Source organism: Aeromonas sp. s3, from assembly GCF_040907805.1.
Lineage (GTDB): Bacteria > Pseudomonadota > Gammaproteobacteria > Enterobacterales > Aeromonadaceae > Aeromonas > Aeromonas dhakensis.
Genome location: NZ_JBFOCQ010000033.1, coordinates 495,335 through 515,229 on the forward strand (window position 1 = coordinate 495,335; position 19,895 = coordinate 515,229).

Sequence of the window (19,895 nt, forward strand, 5' to 3'; positions counted from 1 at the left end):
CCTGCTCCCGGCATGCTGCCGATATGTTTCCGTTCTCGTGCGTCCGGTTACGCTTCGCTAATCGAACCTAGGGTCTCAAAACTGGCGGTCTCAATCCGAACAGACCATCGTCGTAGCCGTAGGGTGCAACAAGCGAAGCGCCGTGCACCGCGACCATATGGCTGACGTTCCCTCATCCCCGGCCCTTCTGATGCAAACCATGGCGAACAGAGGGTGGCGTCAGCTCAAATCATGCAGTGCCTTGCCAAGCGGCGGGGAGAGGCGAATATCGGAGAAGGTGACCGCCAGCCCCTCCCGCTCCGGCGTACAGCACATGATGCCGATGAAGTGGCGGGGGCCGGCCGGGAAGGGACACAGACGCAGCAAGGGCCAGTGCAGCTTGTCGCAGGAATACTGCAGACGCAAGGCGCCGTTGACCAGGGTCAGGCGCAGCCAGAAGCGGCGGGCATCGCCCGGGAAGAGCCCGGTTGCCCAGTCGGAATGGGGATGGGTCAGCACGCTGCCTATCATGGGCTGGGCATCGTTAAACTCGATACCCGCCTTCAGCCAGTGCTGCTCGCTGTGGATCAGCATCAGACCGGCCTGGTCATACAGGGTGGTGTAATCCCCCTCCACACACACCTGAAACGTGAAGTCCCCCTCCACCTCGCAGCCGTAGACGTGGCCTGAATGGCGTTCAAAACCGTACCAGGTGCGTTGCCAAAAATCGCTCCGATGGTCGGTTACCACCCGCACGCGGTCGCCATCCAGCTGCCAGCTGGCCGGCTCGTTGAGCCAGGACCATGTATTGAGTTCCTTGTTCATAGGCGTTATCTCCTCAGCAATCTATTCGGGGCATCCACCCAGCCGGAGCCGGCGGGCACAGAGAAACAGCGCGCAAGAGAGCGCCGTGATGCAGGCAAACGCCCCCATCAATGAGAACAGGTGGGCAAGCCCCCCTATCATGGCCGGCCCCATCAGAATGCCGGAATAACCCATGGTCGATACGGCGGCCACCGCCAATGCATCCGGCATGGCCTGCTGGCGCCCCGTGGCGGTGAACAGCATGGGCGCTATGTTGGCAAGACCGAAACCTGTCAACAAGAAGGCGCAAGCCAGCCCCCATAGTGACGCACCGAGCACCAGCATGGCAAAGCCGCAGGTGGCCAAGAGGGCGCTGGCGACAAACACCCGCCGCTGCCCGAACCGGCCAATCAGGCGATCGCCGGTAAAGCGGCCAATGGTCATGGTGATGGCAAACAGGGTATACCCTATCCCCGCCTGGCTGGCATGGATATCCGGCAGGCCCAGCAGCAGGATCCCGCTCCAGTCGAGCATGGCGCCCTCCATGATGTAGGCGATAAAGCACAGGGCCCCCAGCATGATGACGCTGCCATGGGGCAGTGCAAAAAACGGGGTATCCCGCGGCTGTGACTCATTCAACAGCCTCTGCCAGGCCGACAGCATGAGTAGCAGCAACAGCGCCTGCACCATGAAGATCACATGGAGCGGCGACACCCCGGATGCCAGCAGCGCACTGGCCAGGCCGGCCCCCATAATGCCGCCCAGACTGAACAGGGCATGAAAGCCGGACATGATGGGCTTTTCGGCCCGTTTTTCCGTGATGACCGCATGAATGTTGACCACGACATCCATGGCGCCGACCCCTGCCCCGAACACGAACAGCGCCAGCGCCATCGCCAGCACCTGATCCAGCAGCACCAGCGCGGGCATGGTGAGCAGCACCACCAGCAAGGCGGAGGTAAAGACGCGCCGGCAGCCGTAGCGCGCCGCCAGCAGACCCGACAACGGCATCATCAGCAAAGAACCGAGGCCAAAAGCCAGCAAGATGGCACCCATGGCACCGTGATCGACATGGAGCCTCTCTTTGGCGAGCGGGATCAAGGGGGCCCATGTTGCCAGGCTGAAACCGGCTATGAAAAAGGCTTTTCGGGTGGCCTGGATGGGCTGCTGGATAAACACCGGCATGGTTAGTTCTGACATGATTGACTTCCTAACATGCTCCCTGCTGCCAGGGAGCAAAGATTCAGAGGGCGGGACACAGTGCGGCAAAGGGAGCAATATCGCCCAGCCGCTCGATGGTGGCGGTGGCATCCCGGTAGTGCTGCTGCTCTGACAACCCGTGGGGCCAGCCATACACGGCGGCGATCCCCGCCCGTGTTGCCGCCAGTACCCCGAGGTCGGTGTCTTCCACCACGATCACGCGATCCCCCCTCGCCTCCAGGATGTCGAGCATGGCCAGATAGGGATCGGGACTGGGCTTGGTCCGCAACACGTCATCACCGGAGATCAGCCTCGGGGGATCCTGCAAACCAAGCAGCGCGATATTGGCCAGACAGATATCCCGGGGGGCCGTCGAGACGAACCCGAACGGGATCCCGGCCACTTGCAAGGCGTCGATCAAGGCTCGGACACCGGGGCGAAGGTACGCCTCGCTCAGCTGCGCCTTGTAGGTTGCCACCGTCTTCGCCGTGATGTCGGCCTGCTGCTCCCGTGGCACCCTCATATGCTCAAGCGTCTCCTCCAGACTCAAGCCGATCAGCTGTTGCGGCTGGTAATAACAGGCATGCTCTGGCGCAAGATGGCGCAGCACATCGAAGTGAAGCTGCTCGCTGTCGACGATCACCCCGTCGATATCAAAAATAACCGTCATGGACTGCATGGTGTCTCTCATGGTCAGTGGATATCCGCAAGACGCACCAGCACTTTGCAGTTCGGTGTAACGAGCGGCACCATGGCCTGGTTGGCAATGTCACAGCCGACCGTCTTGAATGCCTGTTGATAGTCAGAGAAATCAAACACATGGCTGATCAATCCGGCGACCGGCACAGCACCATCCCGGATCATGGCGTAGGCCCGTTCAAAGCTATTGTTCAACGAGTCGATGGACCCGATCACCGACAGGCTCTTGTCTGCAATGCGCAGCACATCCAGCCTGGCCAGCTTCTCTTTCAGGGCCACGTTGAGCAATTTTCCGCCCGGAGCCAGCCGGGAGAAGACGAGCTCGGTCAGTTGTCCGGTCGTATCCACGCACAGGTCGATATTGCTCTGCTTGCTGCCATATTCCTGCTCGAGGGCCTGCTCGAAATCCTCATAGATGCTCGTCGATGGCGGCAGGTGTGCCCTCACGAACTCACTGCGCCCCGGGTTGTTTTCCACCAGAAATGGCTTGAGCCCCCGATGATGCAAGACCCATAGATAGAGCATGCCCATGGGGCCGGCACCCACCACGGCGGCACGGATATTGGTGTGGGTGATCGCCAGTTTGTCGACCCCTGTGATGGTGCAGCTCAGGGGTTCGGTCAGTGACGCCGCCTCCATGCTCACGTGGTCATCCAGCTTGCGCAGGAAGCCCTCCCTGGCCCGATATTGGTGAGCAAAGGCGCCATCATAGGAGACACCGGCTTCGGTCCCCATCTTTTGCTCGCAGTGGTTGGGATTGCCCGTTTGGCACATTCTGCACTCACCGCAGGCATAGGTCGGGTTCGCCACGACCCGATCACCGACCTGGAACCGGGTCACACCACGGCCAATCCGCCGTACCACCCCGCTGGTTTCATGCCCCAGCGTCGTCCCCGGTACCGCGACCGGATAGGCACCGCTGATGATGCCGACATCCGTCCCGCAAATACCGCACACTGCAATATCGACCACCACATCATCCGCTTCGAGACACACAAGGTCGGCGCTCTCAATCACCTCGACCTGCCATGTTTTCACATATTTCAATGCCTGCATCACGCCACCTCCTTGTCCAGGGAATAAACCCGGCGCATCTGGGTAAATGTTTCATCCAGCTTGGTGAGAATTTCCTGCAAATGTTGCTGGGTACAGATCAAGGGAGGGCGAATTTTCAATGCATTGCTCTTGCCATAACGGGCACCACGAATGATTAGACCATGGCTGGCCGCGACCTTGATTGCCTGAGCCGTATATTCCGGCGAGGGAGTATCAAATCCGAACATATAACCCAGCCCACGCACACCAGAAATATCTGGCTGGTTATCCTGCAATGCCAACAGACCATCGCGTAAAAATGCCTCATTCTGCTGCACATTGGCGAGAAGCTGTTCATCCTCAATGATATCAATGACCTCGTTCAGGGCGACTAGTGATAACGGGTTGGCCCCTGAGGTACTGGAATGTTCAAATGATTCCAGCACGTCGAGTTTTTGTTTCATCAATACACCGGCCGTGGGAATGCCGATGCCACCGGCCCCTTTGGCAAATACGATGATATCCGGGTCCAGCTCTTTGGCATAACCATTGCTGGCGAAGAAAGTACCGGTGCGACCAAATCCCGTCTGGACCTCATCGGCAATAATGACGATGCCATTCTTGTGGCAAAATTCTCGCAGAGCCCGGTAGAACGCCTGTGGAATAACGATATTGCCGCCATTGCCCATCACCGGCTCTATGATAAGGCACGCGATATTATCGTTGGATCCCAATTGCAGGATCTGCTCCAGGTCGGGATACCCTGCCAGCGAGGTTTCATCAACTTCCGTCGCCAGTACGCTCGGTGGTGTGGGGATCTTGAACGAGCCAGCAATATTTACATTGAAGTGCTTGATGCGAAAAGCATTGCCCGAGATCTGGGCCGTCGCCAGGGATTGCCCGTGGTGCGACAGGTAGAGCGAGATGACGCCCGAGCGTCTGGTGTACTTCTGAGCCATTCGGATGGCGCACTCGACGGCCCCGGAGCCGGACACATCGCGCAGCCAGATCCTGTCTATTGCTGGCGGTGTATATCTGGTCAGCTTTTCGAGAATATGTTGCGAGATCTCCCATGTATAAGCAGAGCTCAGGTGCGCACATCGATCAATCTGTTGTTTCAATTTATCGGCCAGCCGCTTGTGCGTATAACCGAGCGGCAGGTTGAAGGTGCCGGAGGCGGCATCGATGAGCTGCCGATCATCGACATACAAATAGGGGCCATCTCCCCGATATCGGGACAGACTTTTTTCAAACAAATCTTCCATTGATACACTCCTTGATTTGCATACATAAAACTTGGCGCCTTGACGGCCACGTTATATTTATCTGCAGATATATCAGACAACGAGCAGGCACAGACCATCGCAGCCGAACAGGGTCAGCAGCATGCCTTCGTGAACAATGTCATTGCGGTTCCGCTCTTGATAATTGACAAAACACTTTCATAACCAGCATCAGCCATGCACACAGTTGACCATTCGCTTATATATTGCGGGTGTTCACGCCATTACATACATCGGCAGATGATATTCGCTGGCTTATATCTCCAGGCAGGCCCTTTAAACAAAACACCATTCATAAAACAATACCGACACTCACGTGAAAATGGGGAGGACACCCCCAATAAACAGCAGCATGAATGCTCTCTGGATACTTATATATCTGCGACAGGCACGCCTTGCCATCATAAATAATCACCACCAAAAACAGTAATAATAGAAATATCCCATATGGATTCGCATGTCACCCTATGATTTCCAAGCGAACCCACGAAAGCGATTTCATCCGGCGGTGTCTGGCAATTAAAAACTTTAACTCCAGATTTAAATTCCAAAATAAAAACCAAATGCGCATATTTTTCTCAGTAAATTGGCATAAAGACAGTGCTTTGTTTCTTTTTTAAGAGGGGATGAGGAAAGTTGACCAATCCCGGCCAGACCGGCTCCGGTATCCAGGGTGCCACACCATTGGCAAGCAGCTGGTGGTAACCGGGTCTGTGGCTCAGGCTGCAAACCTTCGACAACCCGGCGCCAGCTGATGGTGACGAACCCCCTTTCCCTCTTCGTCACAAGTGACGAACGTCACGGTTCGACACCCGCACAAGTGCCACCCCGCTTCATCACCACTTTTTTATTTATTAAAAAACAATCAGTTAAGTTCTATTCAGTCACTTTTTTCAAGCTGGCCCGTATCTTGCCAACCTGCCCCTACTTTCTCCGTTCGCGACACGACAAGGTAGGCTATGAACCGCTTCGTTATCGCTGACCCCAAGCTTTGTATCGGCTGTGGCACCTGTATGGCGGCCTGCAGCGAAGTACACAAGGCGCAAGGTTTGCAGCAAGCCCCCCGTTTAACCGTTATGCGACACGAGCAGGCGACCATGCCGGTTCAGTGCCGTCACTGTGACGATGCTCCCTGCAGCAAGGTGTGCCCGGTCGAGGCAATTCGCCAGACCGGCGATTGCGTGCAACTCAACGAGTCGCTCTGCATCGGCTGCAACCTCTGCGCCGTGGCCTGTCCCTTTGGCGCCATCCAGAGCGGCGGCAGCCGTCCGGTGGCCGTGGCCACCAGTTACGACACCTATATTCCCAGCTCCATCCGCTCCAGCAACCCCTCCACCTCCGCGGGCCTCGGCTGCTTTGGCGAGGATCTGCTGAGCTGGGAGCCGGGCGTGCGCAGCATAGCTATCAAGTGCGACCTGTGCGAGTTTCGCGCCGATGGCCCGGCCTGTGTCGGTGCCTGCCCCTCCCAGGCACTGAAGCTGGTCAATGACGGCGACACCGAACGCGCCGCCCGTATCCGTCGCCAGCAAGCGGCCGACACCAACCCGCAAGGGGCCTCTGCCTTCTCGGCGCCTGCCACGGCGATCCCTGCATCCGATTTATCCACCACAGAGGGAGTTCGCTGATGTTGTCCCCCCTTGTCATGGCTACGCTCCTGCTCTTTTTGCTGGGCGCTGCCGCCGGTTTGCTGCTGCAAAAGCTGCCCGCACTGGCCAACCGCCTCAATAGCGGCTTTGCCCTGCTGGGCTCGCTCGCGGGTCTGGTCGCCGCCATCCAGATCTTTGCCCAAGGCGCGCCCGTCGACGGCCAGCTCTGGCTGCTGGGCTCGGTTCACCTCGATATGCTGGCCGCACTGATGCTGCTGGTGATTAGCACCGTCGGGGTTGCCGTCGCCCTCTACTCATTTGCCTATATCCGCGAATATCAGGGCAAGGGGGATGTGGCCATCGGCGCGCTGATGAACCTCTTCCTCTTTGCCATGGTAGGCATGGTACTGGCCGACAACGCGCTCGGTTTCTTGCTCTGCTACGAGCTGGTGACCCTCACCACCTACTGGCTGGTCAAGACCAATCCGGATGCCGCCAAACAGAGCCGTCTCTACTTGGTGATGAACCATATCGGCATGGCGCTGGTGCTGATCGCCTTCTGGCTGCTCTGCCGCGAATCTGGCTCGCTGGAGTTCGCCGCGCTGCGCGAGCACCATCTGGCGGGCGCCCTGGCATCCCTGGTGTTCCTGCTCAGCTTCTGCGGTTTTGGCCTGCGCGCCGGTTTCGTGCCGCTGCACGGCTGGCTGCCGGTGGCCGAGCCCGTTGCGCCGTCCCATATCTCAGCGCTGATGTCTGGCGTGATGGTGAAGCTGGGACTCTTTGGCATTTTGCGGGTCAGTATCGATTTTCTCGGCGCCAGCCAGCTCTGGTGGGGCTATGTGGTACTGATCTTCGGCGCCTGCTCGGCAGTGCTCGGGGTGCTGTTTGCGCTGGCCGAGCACGATCTCAAGCGGCTGCTCGCCTACCACACGGTGGAGAACATCGGCATCATCCTGATGGGGATGGGGATCGGCATGATCGGCATCGCCAACCAGCAACCGGCGCTGGTGGTGCTGGGGCTGCTCGGCGCCCTCTATCACCTGCTCAACCACGCCATCTTCAAGAGCCTGCTCTTTATGGGCACCGGCTCCGTGATGTTCCGCCTGCACACCCGCGACATGGACAAGATGGGGGGCCTCGCCAAGCTGATGCCCTGGACCGCGCTGGCGTTCCTCATCGGTGCCATGGCCATCTCAGCGCTGCCGCCGCTCAACGGCTTTGTCAGCGAGTGGTTTATCTACCAATCCCTGCTCTCCATGACCAAACTCGGCACCTCCGTCGTCGCGCCGCTCGCGGTAGTGATGCTGGCGGTGACCGGCGCCATGGCGGTGATGTGTTTCGTCAAGGTGTACGGCATCTGCTTCTGCGGCGCCCCGCGCAGCGAAAAAGCAAGTCAGGCCCGCGAAGTGCCGGGGGCCATGGTGGCAGGCACCCTGCTGCTGGCCGCGGTCTGTCTGGTGCTGGGTCTGGGCGCCCCCTGGATTGCCCCCCATATCGCCAGCTATGGTCAGGCGCTGGTTGCCAGCCAGATGAGTGTCGCCACCGGCGCGACCCTGCTGCCGCTCGATAGCAGCCAGGCGATCCTCTCCCCGCCCGTTATCGCCATCACCCTGCTGGGGCTGTTCCTCATCCCGCTGCTGGTACTGGCCATCTTCAAGGGGCCCAAGCTCGGTCGTCGTCACGCCGGCACCCCGTGGGCTTGTGGTTACGCCTATGAGGAGCGCATGAGCCTCACCTCTGGCGGTGTCACCCACACCTTGCGCCAACTCTGTGCACCACTCTATCGCAAGCAGCCGCAGCTCGATCTGGCCAGTGCCCTGCACGGGGTGAGCGATACCAGCGGCAACACCGGCAGGCTGCTGCTCTCTTTAATAAATGGCGTGGTGCTGGCGCTCTTTATCCTGATGGCTGTAGGAGTCTGATATGCCTGTTCTTGAAATGCCGAGCTGGGGCATGGTTGCCCTCGCCCTGACCCAGGCCATCGCCATGCTGGCGCTGGCGCCGCTCGCCACCGGTTTCAACCGGGTGCTGCGGGCCAGGATGCACTCCCGCCAAGGGCCGGGCCTGCTGCAGGATTACCGGGATATCGCCAAGCTCCTGCGCCGCCAGGAGGTGACCCCCGAGCCTGCCGGCATCCTCTTCAACCTGATGCCTGCGTTGCTCATTGCCGCCCTCTTGCTGGTAGGGATGGCGCTGCCGACCCTGACTCACGAGTCCCCCTTCCCCATCGCCGGGGATCTCATCACCGACATCTATCTGTTCGCCATCTTCCGCTTCTTCTTTTCGCTGGCGGGGCTCGACAGCGGCAGCATGTTTGCAGGGATCGGCGCCCGCCGCGAGCTGACCCTCGGCATTCTGGTGGAGCCCATTCTGGTGCTCGCCTGCTTCATCATGGCGATGATGGTGGGCAGCTCGGATCTGGGCAATATCAGCAGCTATGTAGCGACCCAGCCACTGGCCGCGCCGGTTGCCACCCTGCTGGCCGGCGCCGCCTGCGCCTTCGCGGTGTTTGTCGAGATGGGCAAGCTGCCCTTTGACTGCGCCGAAGCCGAGCAGGAGCTGCAGGAGGGGCCGCTCACCGAGTATTCCGGTGCGGGCCTGGCCCTGCTCAAGCTCTCCATCGGCCTCAAGCAACTGGTGGTGGTGCAGCTCTTTCTGGTGATTTTCCTGCCCTTCGGCAAGGCGGCTAACTGGAGTCTGCCTGCGCTCATCGGCGCGGCGCTGATCCTCGCCTGCAAGCTGCTGGTGGCCTTTTTGCTAGCCGGCATCATCGAAAACGCCATGGCCCGTACCCAGTTCGTGCGCACCCACAAGCTCACCCGCTACGGGTTGGGGCTGGCCCTGCTGGCGCTGCTCGCCTATCTGGTCGGGATCTGAGCCATGCCCGCCAGCACAGCAACTTTTTCCGATTTCATCATTTGTGAATGCTCATTCCCGAACATTAAAGTGAGAACTGCATGACCATCGCCATTTCGGATCGCATCGGCTGCGACTACATCCAGCAGGTGCGAGCACAACTGCCCCACGCCATCGTCGACGAGGAGTGGCAAACCGCCGATCAGGCCACCATCACCGTCAAACCCACCAGTCTGGTCGAGACCGCCAGCCTGATCTTCCACCAGCTGGGGGGCTGGCTTCCGCTCTCCTTTGCCAATGACGAGCGCAGCCTCAACGGTCACTTCGCCGTCTACCACGTCTTCTCCATGGAGGGCGACACCAAGTGCTGGATCACAGTCCGGGTGCTGGTGGATGCCGATACCCAGGAGTACCCCTCCATCACCCCGACCATTCCGGCAGCGGTGTGGGGTGAGCGGGAGATCCGCGACATGTACGGCCTGCGCGCCATCGGCCTGCCGGACGAACGCCGTCTGGTACTGCCGGATGACTGGCCGGAGGATATCCACCCGCTGCGCAAGGACGCCATGGATTATCGCCAGCGCCCGATGCCCACCACCGACACCGAGACCTACCCCTTCGTCAACGAGCTCGGCAGTGATGCCAACCGCATCGTGCCGGTCGGCCCGCTGCACATCACCTCGGACGAACCGGGGCACTTTCGTCTGTTCGTCGATGGCGAAGACATCATCGATGCCGACTACCGCCTCTTCTATGTCCATCGCGGCATGGAGAAGCTAGCGGAAACCCGGATGGGCTACAACGAAGTGGCCTTCCTGACCGACCGGGTCTGCGGCATCTGCGGCTTTACCCACAGCGTCGCCTACACCACCTCGGTGGAGAACGCCATGGGTATTCCGGTGCCGGAGCGGGCCAAGATGATCCGCGCCGTGCTGCTGGAGGTGGAGCGCCTGCACAGCCATATCCTCAACATCGGCCTGTCGAGCCACTTCACCGGTTTCGACACCGGCTTCATGCAGTTCTTCCGGGTGCGGGAGAAATCCATGACCCTGGCCGAGCTGCTGACCGGCGCCCGCAAGACCTATGGCCTCAACCTGATTGGCGGGGTACGCCGCGATATCTTCAAGGAAGATCGCATCAAGGGTGCCCAGTTGGTGCGCGAGCTGCGTGATGAGCTCAAACCCCTGGTGGCCATGCTGCTGGATACCGCCAACATCTCCTCCCGCCTCATCGGTATCGGCAAGCTCGACCCGCAAATTGCCCGCGATTTCAGCTGCGTCGGCCCCATGGTGCGGGCGAGCGGCTTCAAACGTGACGTGCGCCGGGTCCACGACTTTGCCGGCTACCGCGAGCTGCCGATGGAGATCCAGACCAAGGCGGGTTGCGACGTGCAATCCCGGGTACTGGTACGCATCCACGAGCTCTACGACTCCCTCGACATGATTGAGTTTGGCCTGGAGCACCTGCCGGAGGGGCCACTGCTCACCGAAGGCTTCACCTACCAGCCGGGCAAGTTTGCGCTGGGCTTTACCGAAGCGCCCCGCGGCGAGAACGTCCACTGGAGCATGACGGGAGATAACCAGAAGCTGTTCCGCTGGCGCTGCCGCGCCGCTACCTACGCCAACTGGCCCGCCCTGCGCTACATGCTGCGCGGCAATACCGTGGCGGATGCGCCGCTCATCATCGGCAGTCTGGATCCCTGCTACTCCTGTACCGACCGGGTCACCCTGGTCGACCCCAAGAAGGGCAAATCCACCGTGGTCTCCTACAAGGAGATCGAGCGCTACGGCATCGATCGCAAGCACTCTCCGCTGAAATAAGGGGTCATCATGATCAAGCTGTTCAAGACCATCCTCAAGGCTGGCACCCCGACCGCCAAATACCCCTTTGCCCCTTATGAGGTGAACCGGGATTTTCGCGGCAAACCGAAATATCAGGCGGATCAGTGCATCGCCTGCGCCGCCTGCACCAAGGCCTGCCCGGCCAACGCGCTGGTGATGGAAGTGGACATGGAGACCGGCGAACGGCGTTGGGAGATCTCCATGGCGCGCTGCATCTTCTGCGGCCGCTGCGAGGAGGTCTGCCCGACCCGCGCCATCGCCCTCTCCCCCGAGTTCGAACTGGCGGTAACCAACAAGGCGGATCTCTATGAGGAAGCCCGCTTCGCGCTGGCCCCCTGCACCCTGTGCGGCACCTACTTTGCCCCGAGCAAGCTGGTGGCGCTGGTGGAGGACACCCTCAAGCAGGCTGGCACGCCGCTCGCTCGCGATGCCAAGCCGCTGGCTCCGCCAGAGCGGCTGCACCACTGCCCCGACTGCAAACGAAAACAGAGCATGCTGAGCCAGCCTGACTCGGCCCTGATCACACCGATAGCCACACCGATGGCCGCACAAAAGGAGTGGATGTGATGAGCAAGATCAAAGGCATAGAACCGGTTGTCGGCCATGCCCATACCCGCGCCGTGCCGCTGGCACAGGATCCCGAGATCACCAAACTCAAGAAGACCCTGCTCAAGGACATTCGTCGCTCGGCCTATGTCTACCGGGTCGATTGCGGCGGCTGCAACGCCTGCGAAATCGAGATCTTCGCCACCATCACCCCGCTGTTCGATGCCGAGCGTTTCGGCATCAAGGTGGTCGCCTCCCCCCGTCACGCCGACATCCTGCTCTTTACCGGCGCGGTGACCCGGGCGATGCGGGTTCCGGCCCTGCGCGCCTACGAGGCGGCGCCCGATCCCAAGATCTGTATCGCCTACGGCGCCTGCGGCTGTGACGGCGGCATCTTCCACGACCTCTACTGCGTCTGGGGCGGCACCGACAAGATCGTGCCGGTGGATGTCTATATCCCCGGCTGCCCCCCCACTCCGGCAGCCACCATCTACGGCTTTGCGGTGGCGCTCGGTCTGCTTGAGCAGAAACTCAAAGCCACCAGCCACGAGGTGCAACCGGGTGAGCGGGTCGAGCTGCGCCACACCGGCATCCCCAATGAAATCCGGGTGATGATCGAGCGCGAAGCGCGCCGCATGGCAGGTTATCGGCAGGGGCGGATCATCGCCGACGAGTTCATGGCCCTGCTCGAAGGGGCGACCCAGCAGGATGTGGATCTGCGCATCCAGAGCTACCTCGATCAGCACGAGGATCCGCGCCTGGCGGAGATCGTCAACAACCTCGCAAACGCCTGCCTCAACCGGGCGGCCGGCAAGGGAGAGGCGGTGCATGGCTGACGAGGTTTTCTTCTACCGCCTCTCGCGCAAGTTCGTCGACGAGCAGTTCGACGTCCCCGAGGAAGCCAAAGAGGTGATGTACTACAGCCTCGCCATCGGCCATCACCTCGGCATCGTCGATTGCCTGCGAGCAGACCTGGTCTGCTCGCTGACCGGTTATCGCGACTGGGTAGCCAAGCTGCCAGAGGGGAGCGAGGCGCGCCGCAAGATGGAGGGATTTCTCACCTTTGGCGAGATCACCATCTATCGCGAGCACTGCCATATGCTGGCCTGCGCCTTCGACCGACTGCGCAAAGCCGACAATCTGCTCGATGAGCAGGAGCTGGGCTGGACCAATACCTTTATGGATCAGCTCACCGCCCTCTTTAACGACCCCCATATGTACCTGATGGTAAGGAGCCGCTGATGGGCTGTAATCTCGTGTTGACCGTGGGCAATGCCATGATGGGGGACGACGGTGCCGGCCCCTATCTCGCCGACAAGCTGCAAGCCGCCCCCCTGCCCGACTGGATCCATATCGACGGCGGCATCACGCCGGAAAATGTGGTCTACAAGGTGCGGGAGCTGCAACCGGAGCGGGTGGTGCTGGTGGATGCCGCCGAGATCGGCGAGAAGGCGGGAACCCTGCAGGTGATCCCCCCTGAGACCATCGCCGAGATGTTTATCTTCTCGACCCACAATATGCCGCTCAATTTTCTGATCGACGAGCTCAAGACCTTTGTCCCCGAGGTGATCTTTGTCGGGGTACAACCGGCCATCGTGGCGTTCTCCTTCCCGATGACCGAGATGGTGAGCGGGGCCATGGATTATCTTTACGATCATCTGGAAGAGGCCAAAGATAGCGAGTTGTTAATAAACCGGCTGGCCCAGTGGAATATCACCAATGCGGCCACCTATTATTTGCCAGCTTGTTAACGGCAGCAGTCTGCGCTCCTTCTAAAGGCATATGTAAATGCCCGATGTTAAATTAAAAACATCGGGCTAATTGCCATGAAATTGATATAAATCAACGCGCGGACATTTTTAAGAAAATCGGCCAACTCGCTATTTTTAAACATAAAAAAGCGTTGCCAGTCACGGAAAATTGCCACAAAATGGTTGCCATTGCGGAAGCTGATGGGGTCTGGTGGCCTCCTCGGTCTTCAAAACCGATGAGAGCCGAGAAGGCTTTGGCAGGTTCGATTCCTGCCTCTTCCGCCAAATTTCATATATTGGAGAGAAACCGTCAATTACGTTTCAGGCTGGTTGGCGACTGTTTCACACATTGTTCTAACAAGGCGCCTGTCGCATTGCCAATATAATCTGAATGCGCTCCGACACGCTTATTTTCCTGCTCAAACATTAATTTATCCATTCGCCTTTTTTATTAATTCATGAATGGTGGACAGCAGCAAATAAGCAGCGTCGCAGCGGCCTTCCTCCGGCAAGGCGGCGTGCATGTCACTCCCACGCACAGCCCGGGTCATCCCATGCCAACTCCGTCTAACGTATCCTCCCTCGCCCCCAGCGCCTCTTATGCCGCGACTCCAGCAAACCAGCGCCGCTTGCCACAAGTGGAACAGCTGCTGCAGCAACCTTTTCTCGCTGGGTTTATCGAGGCGCTGAGCCGCCCGCTGGTGACCCAGGCGGTGCGCGACACTCTGAGTGAACTGCGCCAAAGCGAGACATTTCGCCAGCACGGCGTTGCCCCCGAGCAGATCGAGGCGCTGATTGTCAGACGCTGCCAGCAGCAGCTGCGCCAGCGTCAGACCCGGGTGATCAACGCCACCGGCACCCTGGTGCATACCAATCTGGGACGTTCGCCGTTAAGTGCCGATCTGTGGGACGAGGTGCGCGACCTCAACACCGGTTACAACAATCTGGAGCTGGACCTCGCCACCGGCAAGCGCGGCGGGCGCAAGGGGCTGATCGCCCCCCTGCTCCGTTGCCTCACCCAGGCCGAGGATTCGCTGGTGGTCAACAACAACGCCGCCTCCCTCTTTTTGCTGCTGCAGGAGGTGGCCAAGGGGCGCGAGGTGATCGTCTCGCGCGGCGAGCAGATCCAGATTGGCGGCGGCTTTCGCATCCCCGACATTCTGGCCCTCTCCGGCGCCAAACTGGTGGAGGTGGGTACCACCAATATCACTACCGCCAAAGACTACCTCGATGCCATCACGGATCAGACCGCGCTGGTGCTGATGGTGCACAGATCCAATTTCGCCATTCGCGGCTTTACCGAATCCCCCGATATCGGCGAGGTGGCCCGCGCCCTGCCCGAGCAGGTGGTGCTGGCGGTGGATCAGGGCTCGGGCTTGACCACGGAGGAGTTTGCACCGGACGAAACCTCGGTGCGCCAGTACATCAAGGCGGGGGCGGATCTGGTCTGCTACTCCGGCGACAAGCTGATGGGCGGGCCCCAGTGCGGCATCATCAGCGGCCGCGCGGACCTTATCAAGCGGCTGGAAAAACACCCCATGATGCGCACCTTCCGCTCAAGCCGCATCATTCACTCCCTGCTGGAACGCCTGCTCATCCACAAGCTTAACAAGTCCCCCATCGGCGAGGGTATAGCCCAGCGCACCTTGAGCAACCCGGCCGCCATGCAGGCGAAAGCCTCCCAGCTGATGACCGCCCTGCCCGGCTGCTTTGTGCCGGTTCCCGCCCAGCTGGTGGTGGGCGGCGGCACCTTGCCGGACGAGTTTTATCCAGCCCCTGCGCTGGAGTGCACCGACCAGCGTCCGGCCCAGCAACTGCTGGATACCCTGCGCGAACTGCCAGTACCGGTCATCGCCACCGTACGCCAGCAGAAGGTGCTGCTCAATATGGCCACCCTGCTCGACGAGGACATGGAGCTGCTGATTACCCAGCTCAAAGCGCTGCTGTTGCCCGCCCCGTTCAATGCAACAAATGCGACCGAGGAGCCCTGATCCCATGACCCCCTATCGCGCCGTTATCGGCCTTGCCGGCCACGTGGATCACGGCAAAACCCAGCTTATCAAGGCCCTCACCGGCATCACCACCGCCCGTGCCCATGAGCAGGCCATCGGCATGACTCAGGATCTTGGCTTTGCCCACTTCGACGACGGTCAGGGCAACACCATAGGCGTCATCGACGTGCCCGGCCACGAGCGCTATATCCGCAACATGGTGGCTGGGCTCTGGAGTCTGGATCTGGTGCTGCTGGTGATTGCCGCCGACGAGGGATGGATGCCGATGACCGGCGATCACCTGCGCCTGCTCAAGGCGATGGGGGTGCCGCGCCTGCTGGTCTGCATCAACAAGAGCGATCTGATCTCCCCCGACGAGCTTTTACTGCTTGAAGAGAGCCTGCTGGAGCGGGTGATGGACGAGAGCGGCATGGTGCCCGACATCGTCAGCGTCAGCGCCAAGACCGGTGCCAATATGGCCGCCCTGCACACCGCCATCGTGCGCCAGCTGGGGGATATGGCCGAGCATCATGCCCCCCGCGAACAGGCTGCCCCGCGCCTCTATGTAGACAGGGTCTTTACCGCCAACGGCACCGGCACAGTGCTCACCGGCACCCTGCAACAGGGCCGCCTCAAGGTGGGGGACAAGCTGCGCCTCTACCCCGCCGATCGGGAAGTGCAGGTGCGCTCCCTGCAGGCCTATCACCAGAGCGTCGACGAAATCGGCGCCGTCTGCCGGGTAGCGGTGGGCCTTAAAAAAGTGCCCCACAAGGAGGTGGCCCGCGGTCACTGTCTTACCAGCACTGTCGGCCAGTGCGAGGCGGCCACCCACCTTATCGTGCGGCTAAATGAGGTCGGCGGCAGCATCCGGGAACAGCGCAACCGCGAGGTCGAAGTGGCCCTCGGCAGCTGGCATGGCCGGGCCCGTTTCGTGCCCATCAAGGATACCCGGCTGGCACGGCTGATCTTTACCAGCCCCATTCCCTGCTTCTTCGGCCAGCCGCTTGCCATCATTCGCCACGGCAGCAGCGAACTACTGCACGGCGCCCGCATCGTCTGGTGCGGTGACATCCACCCCGCCAGACGCAAGGCGTTGCACACCCTGCTGGGCGAGCTGCCTGATGACTTGGAACACTACAACCCCGCAACCCTGCAGCTGGGGCTCAACGGCTATGTGCTGGCCAGCCGCTTTGACCAGCGGCCCGAGCAGGTCACCCCCCTCGCTGACTGGCTGCTGGATAGCTGCTGGCTGGCCCAGAGCCGCGATCAACTGCTGGCCACACTGAAAAGTGAACCCCTTAGTGCCGCCGAGCTGGCAACCCGCTTTGGTATCGCCCTGCCGGTCACTCAGGCCCTGCTCCAGCAGCTCAAAAGTGAGCAGCTAGTTCGTCTGCACCATGACAAGTGGCAGCCGGGCAGCGGCGAGTCGGAAGACGATCTGGGGGAAGAGGCGCTGCTGGTGCTCAAGGTGGTGCGAGATCAAGGCAAGGAGGGGTACGAGCCCGGTAAACTGGGCCCCGGCGGCGTGGAGCTGGATCCCTTTATCACCCGCAAGCTGCCCGCGGCCCTGCAGCAGGGCTTGTTACAAAAAGGCGCGTTGCAAAAGCAGCTGCGCAATCTGGCGCGACTCAAGTATCTGGTGCAGCTCGATGGCCCCATCTACTACGACGCCGCCCTTTACAACCAGATGGTCGCCGCCGTGCTGGCGGGCCAGCAGGTGGGAGATCTGATCGACATGGCATCCCTCAAGGAGATCACCGGTTTGTCGCGCAAATACGCCATTCCGTTCTGCCTGCGCATGGAGATGGATGGCTGGGTGAGGCGCGAGGAGAACGAGCGCCGGGTGCTGCGTTTGCCGCAGACTCAAGATGAGATGGACCCGGCATGAGCGCCACCATCGCCCCCTCTATCTCCCCAAATCCTGTGGCCAGCCGACTGCGCCGCGAATTTCATATCGACGGTATCGTGCAGGGGGTCGGCTTTCGCCCCTTCGTCTATGGGCTGGCGCTGCGCCACGGACTTGCCGGTTATGTCTTGAACGATGCCAACGGCGTCACTATTGGCGCCGAAGGATCGCCTGAGCAGCTCGCCAGCTTTGCCCGCGAACTGCGGGAATTGGCGCCGCCACTTAGCCGTATCGATCACTTCAGCGAGCGGGAACTGCCCCTCGCTCATGATCCCGACTTCGATGGCCAATTTCATGGCCAGTTTCGAATTAAAGCCAGCCAGCAGCAGAGCGCCGCCACGGTCGCCATCTCGCCGGATCAGGGAATGTGCGAGGCGTGCGCCAACGATGTGGCCAACCCTGCGGATCGCCACCATCACTACCCCTTTACCAACTGTACCCACTGTGGCCCGCGCTACACCATCATTCGCCGCCTCCCCTACGATCGGCTCCACACCGCCATGGCCGGTTTTGCCATGTGTCCGCGCTGTGCGGCGGCCTATGAAGACCCGCTGGACAGACGCTACCACGCCCAGCCGGTGAGCTGCCCCGAGTGCGGGCCCCATCTGACCTGGCGCAGCGGCCACGGCGATGCGCTGGCCGAGCGCGAGGATGCACTGCTCGAAGCCGCCCGCGCCCTGCAAGCGGGGGCGCTGATTGCGGTCAAGGGAATGGGGGGTTATCACCTGATGTGTGATGCCCGCAATGAACAGAGTGTCGCCAGATTGCGAACGCTCAAGCGGCGCGCGCGCAAGCCGCTGGCGGTGATGATGGGCTCCCTTGCCGAGGCCAAATTGCATGTCACCGGCAGCGAGGAGGAGTGGCAACTGCTCGCCTCTCAGGCCAGGCCCATCACCTTGCTGCGCAAGCGCATTAACGATGATCGGCTCTCAGAATCCCGACAGTCAGCCGCGCCGCTGGCCGAGGGGATCGCCCCCGGCATCCCCTACCTTGGCATCATGCTCCCCTACACCCCGCTGCACCAGTTGTTGCTGGATGCCTGCGCCATGCCGCTGGTGGCCACCAGCGCCAATGGTCGCGGCAGCCCGATCCTCATCGAATGCGATACTGTGGTCAGGGAGCTCGGGGGCGAGATTGACGGCATCCTGGATCACAACCGCCCCATACTGCACCCGTGCGACGACAGTCTGGTGCAGTGGGCAGGCGGGCGACGCCAGACGTTGCGACTGGCCCGGGGTTATGCCCCCTGCACCCCCAGCCTGCAAGAGGCGGTCAAGGTGCCGCTGCTGGCGGTCGGGGCGCAGCAGAAGAACCAGCTGGCGCTCGCCTTTGGCCGCCAGCGCATCTACAGCCCCTATATCGGCGATCTGCACAGCCTGCCGATGCAGGAGCACTTCGAGCAGACCCTGGCCACCTTTCGCGATCTCTACGATCTCAAACCCGAAGTTCTGGTCTCGGATCGCCACCCCGGCTACCTCAGCCACCAGTGGGCCAAGGACTATTGCCACCATCAGGGTGCAACCCATCTCGAGGTGCAGCACCATCACGCCCACCTGCTGGGGGTGATGGCCGAGCACGACATCAGGGGCCCGGTGCTGGGTGTTGCCTTCGACGGCACCGGCCTTGGCGATGACGGCACCCTCTGGGGCGGCGAGCTGCTGCTGGCCGATGTGAAGGGCTTTACGCGGGTTGCCCACCTCAAACCCTTCAAGCTTATTGGCGGTGAGGCGGCCATTCGCGAGCCGGTGCGCCAGTTGCTGGGGCTGCTGTTTGAATCGCACAGCCCTGAGCAGATCAGCGCTCTCGATATTCCGCTGATCAACACGTTGCCACTTGAGCGGATCCGCAACCTGCACCAGCTCTGGCAGCTGGGTCGCAACGCCCCCCATACCAGCTCCATCGGCCGTCTGTTCGATGCCGTGGCGGCGCTCTTGGGGGTGATCGATACCCCCGATTACGAGGGCGAGGCCGGGCTCCTGCTGGAGGCAGCCGCCTTGCAGCTGGCCCCCGATGAAGCGCCCTTCCCCCTCGCCTTTGATCTCAGCCAATCAACGGAGGGGTCACTGCACATAGAGTGGGCCGAGCTCATCAATACCCTTGTCAGCGAGCGGCGCCAAGGCACCTCAACCGCCCGCCTGGCCACCGGTTTTATCCGCGCCATCAGCAATCTGGTCATCGCCCTGGCCGAGCGCTTCCCCGGCCATCCGGTGGCGCTCGGGGGCGGCGTCTTTCAAAACCGGGTACTGATGGACCAGCTGGTGCCCGCTCTCGAAGCGGCCGGCCGGCAAGTATTGACCAGCGAAACCCTGCCGCTCAATGACGGTGGCATCGCCGCCGGTCAGCTCTGGTTTGCCATCCACCATCTTGCCACGCACCAGCCTGTCATCACCGGTTGTGCCACCTTGTCGGAGTCCTGAA

The 19,895-nt window shown here is 61.1% G+C and carries 16 protein-coding genes and 1 tRNA gene; 12 read left to right on the top strand and 5 right to left on the bottom strand.

The genetic code is table 11. From position 1 onward, the window contains the following. Nucleotides 1-219: 219 nt before the first annotated feature. The 5 genes from AB5Y98_RS20420 to AB5Y98_RS20440 are packed head-to-tail and all read right to left on the bottom strand — an operon-like array spanning nucleotide 220 to nucleotide 4,982. On the bottom strand, nucleotides 220-804 hold the full coding sequence (locus AB5Y98_RS20420; RefSeq protein WP_368232767.1) for a DUF1349 domain-containing protein: 585 nt from the start codon (nucleotides 802-804) through the stop codon (nucleotides 220-222). A gap of 21 nt (nucleotides 805-825) precedes the next feature. Next, the gene (locus tag AB5Y98_RS20425; RefSeq protein WP_368232768.1) at nucleotides 826-1,983 is read right to left on the bottom strand and encodes an MFS transporter; all 1,158 of its coding nucleotides are present in this window, start codon (nucleotides 1,981-1,983) and stop codon (nucleotides 826-828) included. Between the two features lie 43 nt (nucleotides 1,984-2,026). Next, entirely contained in the window at nucleotides 2,027-2,674 is a 648-nt protein-coding gene (locus tag AB5Y98_RS20430; RefSeq protein ID WP_236660408.1) for an HAD family phosphatase, read from the bottom strand. 2 nt (nucleotides 2,675-2,676) lie between these two features. After that, a complete protein-coding gene (locus AB5Y98_RS20435; RefSeq protein WP_368232769.1) occupies nucleotides 2,677-3,738 on the bottom strand; it encodes a zinc-binding dehydrogenase in 1,062 nt (353 codons plus the stop codon). Then, the gene (locus AB5Y98_RS20440) at nucleotides 3,738-4,982 is read right to left on the bottom strand and encodes an aspartate aminotransferase family protein (RefSeq protein WP_368232770.1); all 1,245 of its coding nucleotides are present in this window, start codon (nucleotides 4,980-4,982) and stop codon (nucleotides 3,738-3,740) included. The genes AB5Y98_RS20435 and AB5Y98_RS20440 overlap by 1 nt, the downstream gene beginning before the upstream one ends. 977 nt (nucleotides 4,983-5,959) lie before the next feature. Here AB5Y98_RS20440 and AB5Y98_RS20445 point away from each other — a divergent pair. The 12 genes from AB5Y98_RS20445 (at nucleotide 5,960) to hypF (ending at nucleotide 19,894) form a co-directional block, all read left to right on the top strand. After that, entirely contained in the window at nucleotides 5,960-6,625 is a 666-nt protein-coding gene (locus AB5Y98_RS20445; protein WP_368232772.1) for a 4Fe-4S dicluster domain-containing protein, read from the top strand. After that, nucleotides 6,625-8,508: a hydrogenase 4 subunit B gene (hyfB, locus tag AB5Y98_RS20450; RefSeq protein WP_368232773.1), complete on the top strand. Its 1,884-nt coding sequence runs from the start codon at nucleotides 6,625-6,627 to the stop codon at nucleotides 8,506-8,508. Before AB5Y98_RS20445 ends, hyfB begins: the two co-directional genes overlap by 1 nt. A gap of 1 nt (nucleotide 8,509) precedes the next feature. Further along, on the top strand, nucleotides 8,510-9,463 hold the full coding sequence (locus AB5Y98_RS20455) for a respiratory chain complex I subunit 1 family protein (protein ID WP_368232774.1): 954 nt from the start codon (nucleotides 8,510-8,512) through the stop codon (nucleotides 9,461-9,463). 80 nt (nucleotides 9,464-9,543) lie between these two features. Then, nucleotides 9,544-11,262: an NADH-quinone oxidoreductase subunit C gene (locus AB5Y98_RS20460; RefSeq protein WP_216972730.1), complete on the top strand. Its 1,719-nt coding sequence runs from the start codon at nucleotides 9,544-9,546 to the stop codon at nucleotides 11,260-11,262. Between the two features lie 9 nt (nucleotides 11,263-11,271). Continuing rightward, on the top strand, nucleotides 11,272-11,850 hold the full coding sequence (locus AB5Y98_RS20465; RefSeq protein WP_005333322.1) for a formate hydrogenlyase complex iron-sulfur subunit: 579 nt from the start codon (nucleotides 11,272-11,274) through the stop codon (nucleotides 11,848-11,850). Continuing rightward, nucleotides 11,850-12,665 carry an NADH-quinone oxidoreductase subunit B family protein gene (locus AB5Y98_RS20470; protein WP_010633727.1) on the top strand — a complete coding sequence of 272 codons (816 nt, stop codon included), beginning with the start codon at nucleotides 11,850-11,852 and terminating at the stop codon, nucleotides 12,663-12,665. The genes AB5Y98_RS20465 and AB5Y98_RS20470 overlap by 1 nt, the downstream gene beginning before the upstream one ends. After that, nucleotides 12,658-13,071: a formate hydrogenlyase maturation HycH family protein gene (locus tag AB5Y98_RS20475; protein WP_011706331.1), complete on the top strand. Its 414-nt coding sequence runs from the start codon at nucleotides 12,658-12,660 to the stop codon at nucleotides 13,069-13,071. The genes AB5Y98_RS20470 and AB5Y98_RS20475 overlap by 8 nt, the downstream gene beginning before the upstream one ends. Beyond that, nucleotides 13,071-13,580: a hydrogenase maturation peptidase HycI gene (gene hycI / locus AB5Y98_RS20480; RefSeq protein WP_368232775.1), complete on the top strand. Its 510-nt coding sequence runs from the start codon at nucleotides 13,071-13,073 to the stop codon at nucleotides 13,578-13,580. Before AB5Y98_RS20475 ends, hycI begins: the two co-directional genes overlap by 1 nt. A gap of 193 nt (nucleotides 13,581-13,773) precedes the next feature. Then, nucleotides 13,774-13,865: transfer RNA gene (locus AB5Y98_RS20485), tRNA-Sec, on the top strand. Between the two features lie 269 nt (nucleotides 13,866-14,134). Further along, complete coding sequence (gene selA / locus AB5Y98_RS20490; protein ID WP_368232777.1) at nucleotides 14,135-15,571, top strand: L-seryl-tRNA(Sec) selenium transferase; 1,437 nt, start codon at nucleotides 14,135-14,137, stop codon at nucleotides 15,569-15,571. 4 nt (nucleotides 15,572-15,575) lie between these two features. Further along, on the top strand, nucleotides 15,576-17,459 hold the full coding sequence (gene selB, locus AB5Y98_RS20495) for a selenocysteine-specific translation elongation factor (protein WP_368232779.1): 1,884 nt from the start codon (nucleotides 15,576-15,578) through the stop codon (nucleotides 17,457-17,459). Then, nucleotides 17,456-19,894 (top strand): carbamoyltransferase HypF, encoded by a 2,439-nt coding sequence (gene hypF, locus AB5Y98_RS20500; protein ID WP_368232780.1) that lies wholly within the window; start codon nucleotides 17,456-17,458, stop codon nucleotides 19,892-19,894. Before selB ends, hypF begins: the two co-directional genes overlap by 4 nt. Nucleotide 19,895: the final 1 nt, after the last annotated feature.